Source organism: Schlesneria sp., from assembly GCF_036405755.1.
Taxonomy (GTDB): Bacteria; Planctomycetota; Planctomycetia; order Planctomycetales; family Planctomycetaceae; genus Schlesneria; species Schlesneria sphaerica.
The window spans coordinates 1-14,665 of record NZ_DASWWZ010000385.1 but is presented as its reverse complement, the minus strand read 5'-3'; the positions used below and the strand labels follow the sequence as shown (position 1 = coordinate 14,665).

The 14,665-nt window shown below is 56.3% G+C and carries 9 protein-coding genes; 6 read left to right on the top strand and 3 right to left on the bottom strand.

Annotation, left to right across the window (positions count from 1 at the left end; translation table 11 throughout):
- Positions 1 to 135 precede the first annotated feature (135 nt).
- Positions 136 to 954, bottom strand: a complete 819-nt coding sequence (gene map, locus VGE80_RS13360) for a type I methionyl aminopeptidase (RefSeq protein WP_373653861.1) — start codon at positions 952 to 954, stop codon at positions 136 to 138.
- Between the two features lie 445 nt (positions 955 to 1,399).
- A complete protein-coding gene (gene bioB, locus VGE80_RS13355; RefSeq protein WP_440593019.1) occupies positions 1,400 to 2,485 on the bottom strand; it encodes a biotin synthase BioB in 1,086 nt (361 codons plus the stop codon).
- A gap of 1,236 nt (positions 2,486 to 3,721) precedes the next feature.
- Here bioB and secA point away from each other — a divergent pair.
- Positions 3,722 to 7,372, top strand: coding sequence for a preprotein translocase subunit SecA (gene secA, locus VGE80_RS13350; RefSeq protein WP_440593018.1), 3,651 nt, complete (start codon positions 3,722 to 3,724; stop codon positions 7,370 to 7,372).
- 172 nt (positions 7,373 to 7,544) lie between these two features.
- Positions 7,545 to 9,869: a glycosyltransferase N-terminal domain-containing protein gene (locus tag VGE80_RS13345; RefSeq protein WP_440593017.1), complete on the top strand. Its 2,325-nt coding sequence runs from the start codon at positions 7,545 to 7,547 to the stop codon at positions 9,867 to 9,869.
- Positions 9,870 to 9,981: 112 nt separating this feature from the next.
- Here VGE80_RS13345 and VGE80_RS13340 read toward each other — a convergent pair whose 3' ends face one another.
- Positions 9,982 to 10,356, bottom strand: a complete 375-nt coding sequence (locus VGE80_RS13340) for a PEGA domain-containing protein (RefSeq protein ID WP_440593016.1) — start codon at positions 10,354 to 10,356, stop codon at positions 9,982 to 9,984.
- 475 nt (positions 10,357 to 10,831) lie between these two features.
- Between VGE80_RS13340 and VGE80_RS13335 the strand changes: the two genes are divergently transcribed.
- From VGE80_RS13335 to VGE80_RS13320, 4 genes are all read left to right on the top strand, one after another.
- Positions 10,832 to 12,112 (top strand): class I SAM-dependent rRNA methyltransferase, encoded by a 1,281-nt coding sequence (locus VGE80_RS13335; RefSeq protein WP_397571265.1) that lies wholly within the window; start codon positions 10,832 to 10,834, stop codon positions 12,110 to 12,112.
- 155 nt (positions 12,113 to 12,267) lie between these two features.
- On the top strand, positions 12,268 to 13,263 hold the full coding sequence (locus VGE80_RS13330) for a cytochrome-c peroxidase (RefSeq protein ID WP_440593015.1): 996 nt from the start codon (positions 12,268 to 12,270) through the stop codon (positions 13,261 to 13,263).
- 86 nt (positions 13,264 to 13,349) lie between these two features.
- On the top strand, positions 13,350 to 14,117 hold the full coding sequence (locus VGE80_RS13325; RefSeq protein WP_440593014.1) for a DUF480 domain-containing protein: 768 nt from the start codon (positions 13,350 to 13,352) through the stop codon (positions 14,115 to 14,117).
- Between the two features lie 8 nt (positions 14,118 to 14,125).
- Positions 14,126 to 14,665 (top strand): cobalamin-dependent protein (locus VGE80_RS13320; protein ID WP_440593013.1); only part of this gene is annotated, 540 nt, incomplete at its 3' end.

Below are 14,665 nucleotides of genomic sequence, written 5' to 3'. Positions count from 1 at the left end.
AACAGACAGCTACGGGTAGCGCCATCCATCGTGCCGAACGTCAGTGTCTGTCTTGAACAGAACTGGGGGCGTGGAATCAGACGTGGACTCGCAGTCGTTCACTGAGACTGCAAGTCCTGACTGATCAATCGAGAGTTAGAACTTGTGGCCGACCTGGGGGCCGTTCTTGGTCTGAGTCAGGATTTCCGGACCGGATTCGGTAATCAGCAGCGTGTGTTCGAACTGAGCGGACAAAGAGAGATCCATGGTTCGGACGGTCCATTTGTCGCGCGTGTCGAGCATGGTTCGCCACGTGCCGAGGTTCAGCATCGGCTCGACGGTGAAGCACATGCCAGGCTCGATGACAACCTGGGGTGCACCCGATCGCGGAACGTAATGAGGAACTCCGGGTTCCTGGTGGAATTCTCGTCCGAGCCCGTGGCCCTGGTATTCCTGTACGACTGCCAGACCATTAGCGCGAGCGAATCGTTCAATCGCATGACCGATGTCGCTGATCTTGCCAAAAGGCTGGATCGCCTGAATTCCCAGGTACATGGAATCAAAAGTGACCTGCACCAGACGTCGGGCTTCCTGCGAGACGTTTCCAATCAGGAACGTTTCGGAGGAATCCCCGTGCCAGCCATCGACGATGGTGGTGAGATCGATGTTCACGATATCGCCGTCGCGCAGCGGCATTTTGTTGGGGATGCCGTGGCAGACGACTTCGTTCACGCTGGCGCAGAGGCTGTTCGGGTAATTCTTGTAGCCGAGACAGGCGGGAATGTGGCCATGATCCATCGTGTACTCATACACGATCTTGTCGAGTTCCAGAGTCGTGACGCCTGCCTTGACGAGAGGACGAACATGGTCCATCAACTCGGCGTTAAATCGACCCGCTGCACGCAGGCCTTCCTGCTCTTCCTCTTTCAAGTAGAGCGGACACTTCGATTGTGGCTTGCGGCGCAACACGTTCATGGTTCTCAAACATTCACTCCCGACCGGTCGCGGACGACGGTCAACGGCTTCCCGTGGCAACACTCATCTGAATCATTACCGCAACAGTGTCATACGGCAAGTAGCATTTCGCAAGCCAAGTTTCGCCACGTCCTGCTGCTTTTTTACAAACAAACGGAGACCAAACAACGTAAAATCCAGCTCCAGATGGTTACGGTTGGGAGGGTAAACGACTGAAATCTCACGTTGTAAATCGTTTACGATGGGAAGCCGAAATTCGATGTGTTCTTGGGGCCGGATAGGGAACCTCATGGCAAGATGTTGCAGATCGACGAAGAGCACAGGCTGCTCACGTATGTGCAACCTGTGCTCTCGAAAAATCTCAAACTGTCCCTGATAAGTTTCCGCTTAGCGCAGAGATATCCACAACATTGAGTGCTTCAGGCTTGTGGAACGCCGATGCAGGCTATCCATGGCAAGTCGTGTGCTGATGCACTTCGGATTCCGGCGCTGACTGACAGCCGTTCTGCGATGCCTTCCAGGCCTGGTAAGCGTCGTGGTCTCCGATCACGATCTCGAATCCCAGGTCCGCGACCATCTTGAAATCGTCTTCCGCCGGCTGACCTTTAGTGGTCAGGTAGTCGCTGACGAACATTGAGTTGGCTGCGTAAAGGCTCATCGCCTGCATCGATCGCAGATTCACTTCCCGCCCGCCGGACACGCGGAGTTCGACAGCGGGGTTCGCCATCCGGAACATACAGAGTGTTTTCATGCAGTAGCGAGGGTTCAGATCCCACTTCCGTTCGAGCGGAGTCCCGTCGATGGAGTGCAGGAAGTTGACCGGCGTCGAATGAACGCCCAGTCCCCGCAGTTCAAAGGCGACATCCACCAGATCCTGTTCGCTCTCACCCATCCCCACGATCAGTCCACTGCACAGTTCCATCCCGGCGTTTCGGACGGCCTTTAAGGTCTTGAGGCGATCCTCGTACGTGTGGGTTGAGCAGATGGTGTCGTGGAAGGTTCGGCTGGTATTCAGGTTATGATTGATGCGATCAACGCCCGCTTTTTGCAGGGTTTCGGCTTGTTCGGGCTGCAAAAGTCCCAGGCAGCAGCAGATGTGCAGCCCGTATTTTTCCTTAATCTTGGTGACAGTTTGAGCAATGTGATCGACTTCGCGATTACTGGGGCCACGGCCCGAGGCAACGATGCAGTAGGTGCGGGCCTGCGAAGCAACAGCACGCTCGGCACCTTCCATCAGCTTGGCTTCGTTCAGCAGGGCGTAGCGAGGAATATCGGCTTCCGACAGGATCGACTGCGAGCAGTATCCGCAGTCTTCGGGACAGAGACCGCTTTTGGCATTCTTCAGGAAATAGAGGTGAACGCGTTTGCCGAAATGCTTCCGCCGAACGCGATAGGTCGCCGCGAGCAGGTCGAGAATCTCATCATCGTCTGACTGCAGGATGGCGAGTCCTTCGTCGACGGTCAGTTCGTGTCCGTCCAGAATTCGGGTAGCAAGGTCATTCCAGCGGTCTGCAGCCAGCGAGCAATCCATCAACAAACTTCCTTCGAGCAACACGTTCTCATCAAGAGGCGGAATTCTAATCGTCAAACCACCCTTCAGAACAGGCAACCGTCGCCGGACGGGGGGATTTTTGCTGGCGGTCCGTCGAAATCCGAGGCCTAATCGGGCCGGGCAGGACGTTGCCAATCTGACGCAGAGATCGAAGTGATTAGTGGACCTCCCGGAAGTCGTGCCACCCGTTTGAAGAATTCTTTGCGACAAAAAATCTTGACGTCTTGTTGTGCGGCTTGTATGCTCGTGCTTTTGAATCTCTGGGATGGCGGAACGACATTCAGGGCTTCTCGAGTTTCCCATGTTGTCTACGGGTGAAGTCGGAGATTTCAGGATCCCAGGCGATCGATCGAATAACAGATGGCTCGATGTCCCAACTCCAGATTCTTTACAGCGCGAGTTCTTGGCAGGGGCCGGAATGGGTCAGCACTGAGGGGCTGCCGTGGTTCTCTCCGAAAGAACAACGCCTTGAGCGACATTTGAATCAGATTTTTGAACCAGATTGAAGTTGCTCAACCTGCTCAAATTGAGCAACTTCAGATGCTGGTTTTGCACATGAAAACAGGGATGTTGCTCAACTTGTTCAACTTGCTCAATCATTTTTTTTCAGCGGTGTCGAATCCTCATTGAACCATTTTCGACGGCCGGGACGACGCAGTATCGCCGCATGCGTGCTGTGTGAACTGTTCGCCCTGATGAAAAGGAAGTAGCGAGGGCGAGCGAGCCCAGCCGCAGTCCGCCCTGGAGGGGGGGGACCCCACTGCTGGAGGCTTCGGCGTGGGACATTTGTCGCCGGCAGACTGACGTCAGGTACGGCAGGCGATTTCGAGGTCGGGGCTGTCAGGTGAGGATTGAAAGAGGGGCAATCGGGAGAGGCATGGCATAATGGTTGCTCTTTTCCGCCCGGTCCGACGGATCTGGTGTCGGGGGAGCGGGATTGACCCGTTTGTTATTGACAAATAAACTGCGCTGCGCAAGGAAGTTACGTCGCAATTTACGGGTCGGTTCGGCGGTTTTCGCCTTTTCAGGGGCGATCTTCTGCTGCGGACACGGAGAATCTCCCTGTCACGTTGGCAGTCGCTGGATGGAGCCCGTCATCGACGTAGCGCGTCAGGAACACCTGCTGAAACTCGTGTACCAGCGTATGACATTGGTCCAAGTTTGACTTGGGGATATTGCCTGGGGCCACGCAGCTCGTAACTCAACGGATGAATTATGCAAATCCTGGATAAAGTCGGCGATACCTTCAATCTGGTCCTGGGCGGAACCGAACGGTTCATCACCAATCTCTTTGGTTCGTCCAACGAACGCCGCGTCCGAAACATCGGATTTTCGCGAGATAAAAGCGGAAATACGGTGATTCTGCCAGGATCCTTTCTCGACCGCATTAATCAGCTAGAGCCGGAACTGGAAAAACTCAGTGACGGTGAATTACGGGAAACCGCCAGCAAAATGCGGCAGCGACTCGCCGCCGGCGAAACGCTCGACATGCTACTCCCCGAAGCCTTTGCGTCCGTTCGAGAAGCGGGCAAACGCTATCTGAAGATGCGTCATTACGACGTGCAGATGGTCGGGGGATACATCCTGCACAAGGGGATGATCGCCGAAATGGCCACCGGGGAAGGTAAAACGCTGGTGGCGTCACTTCCCGCATTCCTGAATGCACTAGCCGGTTCGGTTCACGTCATCACCGTCAACGATTACCTGGCACAGCGCGATATGGAGTGGATGGGGCCGCTGCACATGGGGCTGGGCCTTACCATCGGTGCCATTCAGTCGAATATGGATCCGTACGAGCGAAAACAGGCGTATGCTTGTGACATCACGTACGGCACCAACAACGAATTCGGTTTCGATTACCTTCGCGACAACATGAAAATGTTTGCCGAAGAGCAGGTGCAGGGGAAGCTGACCTACGCCATCATCGACGAAATCGACAACATCCTGATCGATGAAGCCCGTACCCCGTTGATCATCTCGGGGAAGGCTCATGGTGATATCACCCGCTTTCCGAAAGCGGACAAGATCGCCCGCCAACTGCAGCGCGACCTCCACTTTGAAGTCAAAGAGAAAGAGCATACCTGTCACCTGACGGAAGCAGGTGTTCGATACGCAGAAGAACTGGCGGGCGTCGAGAGTTTCTACACCGCCGGGAACATGGAGTGGCCGCACCTGCTGGACAACGCACTGCGGGCTCACCACCTCTACAAACGGGATGTGAACTACATCGTACGAGCAGATGAAATCATCATCGTCGATGAGCACACCGGGCGTATGATGGAAGGCCGTCAATGGAGCGATGGACTTCATCAGGCCGTCGAGGCCAAGGAAGGGGTCCGGATCAAGGAAGAGACGCAGACGCTGGCGACCATCACGCTGCAGAATTTCTTCAAGCTCTACAAAAAGCTCTCGGGGATGACCGGTACCGCGATGACCGAGGCGGCCGAGTTCGTCAAGATTTACAATCTGGACGTGATCACCGTTCCAACAAATCGGCCGCTCAAACGAATCACGTTCCCCGATGCCGTTTACCGAACGGAACGGGAAAAGTGGGATGCGGTGGTCGAAGAGATCAAGGAAGTGCATCAGACCGGACGTCCCGTGCTGCTGGGAACCGTGTCGATTGAGAACTCCGAGAAACTCAGTCACAAACTGACGAAGAACGGCGTCAAGCACAAACTGCTGAACGCCAAACCTGAATATGCCGAACGTGAAGCGGAAACGATTGCTCAGGCAGGCCGCCTGAATGCGGTCACGATCGCGACCAATATGGCAGGCCGCGGTACCGACATTATTCTCGGGGGAAACCCTGAGTATCTCGCTTGGGATGAACTCAAGCAGATGAAAAACGAAGATGGCCGTCCCCTGTATCCCTCACGTCTTGACGTTCCCAAATCAGTCTGGAACGAACTGACGAAAAAGATCGCTCAGCGCGAAGGGATGGAAGACGAAGGGCACACTGTCGCGGAACTTGGCGGTCTGCACGTGATCGGCACGGAACGGCATGACTCGCGTCGTATTGATCTTCAGTTGCGCGGGCGAGCGGGACGTCAGGGAGACAATGGCTCCAGCCGTTTCTTCGTCTCACTCGAAGACGATCTGATGCGGAAGTTCGGTGGCGAGTGGGTCAAAGACTGGCTGTCACGCCTGGGAATGCAGGAAGGTGAGCGGATCGAGAGTAAGCTCGTCACCCGCCAGATCGAAAGCTCGCAGAAGAAAGTCGAAGAACGCTTCTTCGAACAGCGAAAGCACCTGCTCGAATATGACGAAGTGATGGACGAGCAGCGAAAGCGAGTCTATTCCTACCGCCAATCCGTCTTGGAAGGTGCAGACTGCCGTTCGTTGATTCTGTCGATGATCGACAAGCAGGTCGAACAGAAGACCGAGTATTTCCTGAAACCGTCCTACCGATGGGAAACCGTCGTTGCCTGGGTCAAACAGCAATGCGGTCTCGACCTGAAGCTCCGTGAAATTCGGGACATGCACGCGGACCAGTTGATTGGTTATCTGAAGGATCGGTCTGAACGTCAGGCTTACGAAACAATTCGGGAACAGGTCGAAGACAGTATTCCGGAAGGTGTCGACGCCCGTGAACAGAACTGGCAGGCACTTTCACGCTGGGTGAACACGACCTACGGCTTGAATACCAACGAGCGTGAAATGCGGAAGGTGGCCTTCCTCATCGACGGGGACGCCGATTCGCTGGATACCGGCAAGCTGCATCAACACCTCTACGATCGGGCCCTCGAATCGATTAACCGGTTTGACTTTTCGCCAGTCGAAGTCTTCCTCAATGAAAAATGGGGCGCGCAGTCGCTGGCAGAATGGTTGCATCAGCAGTATGGGATCCAACTTGAGCCCTCAAAATTCGAAGGCGTCTCGCCCGAATCGGCGGCCGAACTGATTTCCAACGCGATTCGCGACCTGTACCACCGCAAAGAAGTGGAATTCCCCGTTTCCGTCGGTCTGTCTCACTATATGCAGGAGCATAACGGAGTCACCCGCTACAACCGGGAAGAATTGGCACGCTGGGCCAGTAACCGCTTTGACATCTCGATGTCGAAGGAAGACATCGAATCAAAGTCGAAAGCCGATATTACTCAGCAGTTGCTGAAGACCAGTGACCAGTTCGACGCTCAGGGCAAGCAGGCTGCCGCACGACTGGAAGAACTGCTGACGGCGGCCTTCGGACCACGACATCAGAAGTCGCAAGGGAAGAAGGGGGCGGAATCGACGACGCAGCGTGACGTTGTCAGCGCGACCGCGGTGAAGCCACTGGTCGACTGGGCAAATGCCGAATTCGGAACGGAACTGGTTGCCGAAGACGTTGCTCACCAGGGGCGTGCCCTTGTGGAAATGGATCTGCGCAGCAAGTTTGAGCGGAAATATCGGTATGAAATTCATCATGCCGAACGTTCCGTCGTGCTGGATACACTGGATACCGCCTGGAAAGATCACCTGTATTACATGGACCAGTTGAAGTCCGGTATCGGACTGGTCGGATATGCACAGAAGGATCCAAAGGTTGAGTATCGACGGGAAGGGATGCGGGCATTTGAACAGATGTGGGACCGCATTGCCTCGCAGGTGACCGGAACCATATTCCGGATCGCTGTCGAGATCCCAGAACCGACCGCCGATCGCTGGCAAATTACCTCGCAGGTGCATCAATCGCCTGTGGATGACATTCCAGACGACCATCCTGCACTCGAACAGAATGCAGGCGATCGTTCCTCGGCGAGCGGCGCGAATCGCGGGGCTCCTGCGGTCGAACCGATTCGAAACTATGGAAACAAAGTCGGACGCAACGATCCCTGCCCCTGCGGCAGTGGAAAGAAGTTCAAGAAATGTCACGGTGCGTCGTAAACGGCGGATCGTCTGATTGAGAAAATTATGTCGGGATCGCAATCCGGGGAGACTCTCTCCGGATTGTTCCCGTTTTCATTGCTTCTGAGATCGCGATACCTGGCCAGTGGCAAACAGCGACTGCAACCGGGTGTCGCCCCTGCGAACTGCCTGTAGCCAAAAAAGGGAGAGGATGCCCTTCGTCTTCAGTTGGCTTTTGAACGGCCTCTACCTGCTGCTCATCACAGCAGTCGCTCCGATCTTGCTCTACCGTCGCGTCACTGCCGGAAAATACCGGCGCGGCTGGAATGAAAAGCTGACCGGACGGCTTACGCGGCAAAACCCCGAGAGGATGTGTATCTGGTTTCACGCGGTCAGCGTGGGCGAGGTCCTTCAATTACAGAAAGTTCTCGTCGAGACTTTACTGCGATTTCCTGAAGCCGAACTGTTCATCACTGTGACCACCGAGACGGGGTATGATGTCGCTCGCGAAAAGTACGCACGACACACCGTTTCATTCTTTCCACTCGATTTCAGTTGGGCCGTCGGACGGGCTCTGACAGAGATTAAACCTGCCGCGATCGTCCTCGTCGAACTTGAGCTGTGGCCGAATCTGGTGCTGACGGCGAAACGCCGCGGTATTCCCTTGATTCTGATCAATGGCCGCATGGGGGCGAAAAGCTTCAAAGGCTATTCACGGATCAGGCCCCTGATGGCCCGATTGCTCTCTTGCTTCGACGTGCTGGCCGTCCAGGCGGAGACCTATGCCGAGCGGTTGCGGACACTCGGCGCACCAGCGGACCGCGTCACGGTCACCGGCAACATCAAGTTTGATCGGGCAGAATCGAATCGAGCCAATCCTAAAACAGAAGAACTGCGTCGCGCATTCTACCTGGATCCGGCTGCACCGACTTTCATCGCCGGAAGCACCCAGGATCCCGAAGAAGCCTGCGCCATTGATGCCTGGCAGGGATTGCGTCCGCAGTTTCCACAGCTGCAACTGATTCTGGTTCCTCGTCATAAAGAGCGGTTTGAAGAGGTTGCGGAGCTGGTCCGTCAACGACAGTTTCGACTGGTCCGCCGCAGTGAAGTGATGGCTGCAGACGTGCCGCAGAAAGACGACGCGGCGGGGACCGATGAGCCTGTGATCCGTTTACTCGACACGATCGGCGAACTGGGGGCCTGTTGGGGGCTGGCGGATATCGCTTTCGTCGGCGGCAGTCTGACCAATCGGGGCGGTCAGAATATGATCGAGCCCGCCGGATACGGAGCTGCCGTTCTTTTCGGCCCGAACACCTGGAACTTCAAAGATGTGACAGAGGCCTTGTTGTCGCATCAGGGGGCCCGTGTGATCAGGGGCCCCGAAGAACTCAGGGAAACCGTTGAGGAACTGTTAAAGAATCCCGACGAGATGCGTCGGATGGGCGAGGCGGCCAGTCAATTTGTGGCGACGCAGCGCGGAGCGACTGAGAGAACGGTGAACCTGATCGCCGAGGTGATCTCGTCACGCGGTGATGACCGATTGCTGCCGGTTGATGAAGCGACCAAAAAGAAAACGTTCTGGCTGGTCCTGAAGACGGCTCTACTGGCACTGGTGCTGATCTTCATTGGACGTCGTGCGTACCAATTGTGGGAGGCGGCTCCTCCGCAGCAGATTCGGATCCACTTCGGGTGGCTCATCGCAGCTGCCGGTTGTTATCTCGTGAGCTGGCTTCCTTCCGTCTGGCTCTGGCGAGCGTTGCTCGTCGGGATGGGGCAGCCTCTCGACTGGTGGACCGCTTTGCGCGCTTACTACGTCGGTCACCTGGGAAAATATGTTCCTGGAAAAGCACTTGTTCTCGTGATTCGAGGCTCTCTCGCAAAAGAGGCTCAGGTGAATCCTTTGCTGGGCGGGGTGACCGCGGCCTACGAGACATTGATCTTCATGGCCACGGGAGCTGCCATCAGTCTGGCACTCGCTCCGGTTGTCTTTCCGGCGACGATGGAGGGGTGGTGGCCCGGGCAACTGGAAGGAATCGGGAAGTCGCCATTTCTGTTCCCGGGGTTGGTTGCCGCGGCAACTCTGGCGACAACCCCACTCAGCAGTTGGTTATTCACTCGCCTTGGTCGCAAGGCCCTGGCAGCCCAAATGCCGTCCACCGAAAAGGCTCCGGCGATTACGGCAGGATTGATTTCCCAAGGGGTGATGCTGACCTGTTTCGGTTGGGGACTGCAGGGGCTGAGTCTGGGATGTGTTCTGCAGTCGATGTCAGACGTCCCACTGCAGGTCGCTCAATTCCCCGTCTGGCTGGCCGCTTGCGCTCTCTCCACAGTAGGGGGATTTGTCGTTCTGCTCGCACCGGGAGGAATCGGCGTACGGGAAGGGCTGTTGATCGAAGTCTTGAAGGATCAGCCGCAGATTGGTCCGACGGTAGCACTTGTGGCCGCGGGATTGCTGCGCGTCGTGTGGTTTGTCACCGAGTTACTTGGAGCGGCCCTGTTCTGGTTTGCTGGTCGAGGGCGACAAACGAAAGAGTAAAAGAATAGCTGTCCCGAGTGTCCGGCAGCATGGTTGTGCTCGACCTCATTCAGGCAGTTGACGCGTCCCAAAGTAGGACCAGTGGCAGAACCCGATGAGACAGCGTCGGTTCCTAGGGACCGAGCTGGGCTTCGTTTCGCAACTGCATCGCGCGCGAACGAAGTTCTTCGTCCGGAACCATTTGTTTGGGCTGCAGGTCAAAGTTGAAGACCCGGCGATCGGTGACGCGGTGCGGGAGAAAGTTGTCAGAGAAAAATTCGATGACGGGCCACTGGTACCACGGAGCCGGAACGGTGACGAGGTCCGTTTTGGTCTCGTACCCATCCTTGATCAGGGTCACCTGACGGGTTCCATACCAGATGAAGTCCGCGGAGGCGGGGGTGTAACCGATTTCTTTGCCATCCAGGAGAGCCATCGCTCCGGGGGGATTCGAAACGACTGTCAGTCGGCGGCTGACACAACCTGTCTCCAGCAGAGCAAGGCTCATGAAAGCGCATGTCAGTCCACCCCGGAAGCACCACTTCCAGGTCGCTCTGATTTGCTGTGAAGTTTTATTGGGTGGAATCATGGCGACGCCGCGAAGTGAACCTCTGCTTACGAGCGATTCGGGGCACCCCGAAACACATTGTCGATGAACGCGCGAAGTATAGAAAGTGATGAAAAACCGTCCTATAGCAGTTGTAAGTGATTCTGCAGTGGCTCTTTACGCATACGACCACCCTTGAGAGGAACGCCGGTGTCCGAAATGGGACTGAGCTGCTGGCTTACTGACGATCTCGGCGATCAGGTTCCAGGGGGATGGCTGGAGCGGAAGAGATTCGGGATTTAGGAGAGCGCTGCTCTCAACGGCTCCCTCCGAATTTTGCATGACGTATTGCCCTGCGAGTAGAACGGTTCCGGCACCACTGACAGTGGTTCCGGACTTTATTGTGAGTGATTCACTGGTCCGATAGGATACGCGGATGAACCGAAAGCCTCCCTATCAATCGTCTGGTCGGCGTTACGAATCGTCTCGGCAGCCCGTCCGTATTCGTCGCGAGTTACTTGAGCAGCGGCCGCTGTGTCCTCCGGAAAATGTCACGTTACCCGCGGTCGAAGTCCGGCTGGGGGGGGCCTTGTGGCATCCTTTTGTCTTCCGAAAGCAGCTCGGACAAGTTTCACGCGATGCGCAGCCGGGCGATATGGTCGAGCTGTTTTCGCCCAGCGGCGAAGTCGTCGGCTATGGCCTCTTCAATCCCGAGGCCGAGATTGCTGTCCGAGTCCTCCGAACGGGGATGCGTCGGCCCGACGACGCCTGGTGGAGCGAAAAACTGGCTCAGGCCGTTTCACTGAGACGTGACACCCTAAAGCTGGACAAGGAGTCTGAGGCCTATCGTCTCATCCACGCCGAGGCTGACGGCTTTCCGGGTCTCGTGGTGGATCGGTTCGGAGATGTGCTCGTCGCCGAATGTTACTCTCTGGGGATGTATCAGCGAGCCGAAGCGATTCTGGCACAGCTCGACATCCTCGCAGGAACCAAACATGGAGTCCTTCGCGCGGCACCCATGTCTCAGGATCACGAAGGTTTCACTGCGGACCCCTATGGTTCTGCCGATGTTCCCGCGAAGATGACGATCGTCGAGCACGGGACCAAATTTCGCGTGAACTTTGCAGGTGGACACAAGACCGGTTTTTATTGTGACCAGCGGGAAAACCGCAAACGTCTGGCGGAACTGGTCGAAGGCAAGTCTGTACTGGATCTCTGCTGCTACACGGGCGGATTCGCACTGCAGGCCAAAAAGCTGGGCAATGCTGGCGAAGTGACAGGAGTGGAACTTGACGAAGAGACCGTTCTGCTGGCCCGGGAAAACGCCAAGATCAATCAGGTGAAAATCAATTTCACCCAGGCGGAAGTCTTCGGCTACATGCGCGACATGCTGCGGAATAATCGCAAGTTCGATGTCGTCATTCTGGATCCTCCCAAGCTGATCCGCAGCCGGTCGGAAGCGGAAGAAGGCCGTCACAAGTATTTCGATTTGAATCGCCTCGCGATGCAGTTGGTGAATCCGGGGGGAATCCTGCTGACTTGCAGCTGCTCGGGACTGCTGGATATGCAGGAATTTACCCGGATTGTGAATGCGGCTCCGGAAGTTGGTCGTCGAGGGCAGATCTTTGCCAAGGGAGGTGCGGCACCCGACCACCCCATCTCAACGAACTGCCCTGAGACAGAGTACCTGAAAACCATCTGGCTGCGTCTGGACTGACCGGGGCCGTGTTGAGGCGTAGAGCGCCGGTGACTCTTGAAACGTCCAGAGTGTGAATGAAGAATGGGCATTCGATGCCACGTTTTGCTGTTAAATGACTCTTCGTCGGTTCGCGCGAAACGAATCGATCCGCGATGCTACTGGGAAAAATGCCAATGAATCGTCCGGTCTTTGCAGTCTTGTTAACCGTGTTCGTCGCCACCCAGTCTTATCAGGTCATGGCTGCCGATCCCGCCAGCCCCCTGGGTTTGCCTCCGGTCGTCCATCCGAAAGACAACCCTCCCACGCCCGAGAAAATCTCGCTGGGAAAGCAGCTCTATTTTGATGCTCGCCTGTCGGCGGATAACAAAGTCTCCTGTGCGACCTGCCATGATCCGGCCAAGGGATACAGCAACGGTGACCAGTTCGCGACCGGGGTCGAAGGAAAAAAAGGGGGACGTAATTCCCCGACGGTCATCAATGCGGCGCTTCAGGCATTTCAGTTCTGGGATGGCCGAGCCCGCACCCTGGAAGAACAGGCGCTCGGACCCGTGCAGAATCCTGTGGAGATGAACATGCAGATCGACCAGGTGGTTCAGAAGCTCAACGGCATCGAAGGCTATCGCACCCAGTTCCAGAAGGTGTTCGGCACCGATGTCACTGCGGACGGGATTGCCAAGGCGATTGCGACATACGAACGAACCATCCTTTCGGGTGACGCGCCGTATGATCGATTCAAAGCAGGTGACAAAAACGCTCTGTCGGAATCCGCTCAGCGTGGCATGAAGCTCTTCTTCGGGAAAGCCAACTGTTCCTCATGCCATTCAGGTCCTAACTTCACGGACAATGGTTTCCATAACATTGCCCTGCCAGGGTCAGACGAAGGCCGGTTTGCCATCAGCAAGTCCCTCGGTGACACGGGTTCTTTCAAGACCCCGACGCTGCGTGAGATTGCCCGGACCGCCCCCTATATGCACGACGGAAGTCTGAAGACCCTGGAGGAAGTGGTCGATCACTACGCTAAAGGTGGGACGCCGGGACCCTACAGCGACGAGGAAGTCTATCCGCTGAAGCTGACCCCCGAAGAAACAGCAGACCTGGTCAACTTCCTCAAAGAGGGACTGAGTAGCGCCAGTTACCCCGAGCATGCCGCTCCGGAACTGCCGCAGTAGAGCCGCAAAGACGTCGTTATGACGTGCGTGGTGTCGGACTCATAAATGTCCGTTCTGTTCCCGCCTGCAATTAACGAGTATTGACCGTGAGTGAACCTGAAAAAGAGATTGTTTCGCTGAAAGAGATGCCTCGCAAGCAGCGCCGTGTTCTCGGTGTCCTGCTGGAAAAGGCATTTACTGTTCCGGACCAGTATCCACTGACGCTGAAAGCGACGACAACAGGATGCAACCAGAAGAATAATCGCGATCCCATTTCCAACTATGTCGAAGACGACGTCATGGAAACGCTGGCGGCGCTGCAGCTTCGGGGACTGGTCGCATGCCTGCATACGGAAAGTGGTCGAACCGAACGCTATCGCCACTACATGCGGCACAAGACCAATCTGAACGAGCAACAGCTTGCCATCATGACAGAGCTGATGTTGAGGGGAAAGCAGCAACTCGGTGAACTGCGGACGCGGGCCAGCCGGATGGTGCCGATTGAGACCCAGGAAGATCTTCGCCGCGAGCTTCAGTCGCTGATGGCCCAGGGGCTGGTCCGATCGAATGGACCGCTGGAGCGACGGGGGATCGAAGTGGATCACGACCTTTATCCACTCAATGAAAATCATGAGCCGCTGGCGGAGTATCGGGCGGAAGAGGCCGATGGGCCGGTCGTCAGCTCAGCCAGCGCACCGGCTGCAGTTCGTCCGACAGTCAGGCCCGTTGAAGAGGTCGGGGCGGCGCAGTTCGAAAAGATGAGCAGTCTGGAAAACACGATCCGCGAACTCCGCGATGAAGTGGCCTCCGTCCGTTCGGACTTCCGTGCCCTGGAAGACCGATTCGAGGATCTGCGCCGCCAGTTAGGCGGCTAGAGAACGCTATGCCCAGTATCATTCTCGCCACATTGAATGCTCGCTACATCCATTGTGCGTTTGGACTGCGTTACCTCTGGGCAAACCTGGGTGAACTAAAAGATGACGCCTCGCTGCTTGAGTTCACGACTCAGCAGCCGACGCTGGAAATCCTGGATGCCATCCTTGAGCAGCAGCCAAGGATCGTGGGGTTTGGCGTCTATATTTGGAATATCGAAGAAACCACGCGACTGATCGCCGATTTGAAACGCGTCCGGCCAGACATCGTCGTCGTGCTCGGGGGCCCCGAAGTCAGCTACGAGTCAGAAGGCCAGCCCATCGTCGGACTGGCAGACCACGTCATCGGCGGCGAGGCCGATCTGGCGTTCGCCTCGTTCTGCCGAGAGTATCTTGCGGCTTCTGAGACCTGTGATGGTTCGTTGAAAATCAGCAGGCCTCATACGGCAACTGCACCGCTCCCTGCACTCAACGAACTGACGTTGCCTTACGACCTTTATTCTGACGAGGACATTGCTCATCGGGTGATCTACGTTGAAGCGTCGCGGGGA

What these genes read in the sequence shown, in the direction of transcription:
- map (WP_373653861.1), bottom strand. Translation starts at nt 954, where the DNA reads ATGAACGTGTTGCGCCGCAAGCCACAATCGAAGTGTCCGCTCTACTTG.
- bioB (WP_440593019.1), bottom strand. Translation starts at nt 2,485, where the DNA reads ATGGATTGCTCGCTGGCTGCAGACCGCTGGAATGACCTTGCTACCCGA.
- secA (WP_440593018.1), top strand. Translation starts at nt 3,722, where the DNA reads ATGCAAATCCTGGATAAAGTCGGCGATACCTTCAATCTGGTCCTGGGC.
- VGE80_RS13345 (WP_440593017.1), top strand. Translation starts at nt 7,545, where the DNA reads ATGCCCTTCGTCTTCAGTTGGCTTTTGAACGGCCTCTACCTGCTGCTC.
- VGE80_RS13340 (WP_440593016.1), bottom strand. Translation starts at nt 10,356, where the DNA reads ATGAGCCTTGCTCTGCTGGAGACAGGTTGTGTCAGCCGCCGACTGACA.
- VGE80_RS13335 (WP_397571265.1), top strand. Translation starts at nt 10,832, where the DNA reads ATGAACCGAAAGCCTCCCTATCAATCGTCTGGTCGGCGTTACGAATCG.
- VGE80_RS13330 (WP_440593015.1), top strand. Translation starts at nt 12,268, where the DNA reads ATGAATCGTCCGGTCTTTGCAGTCTTGTTAACCGTGTTCGTCGCCACC.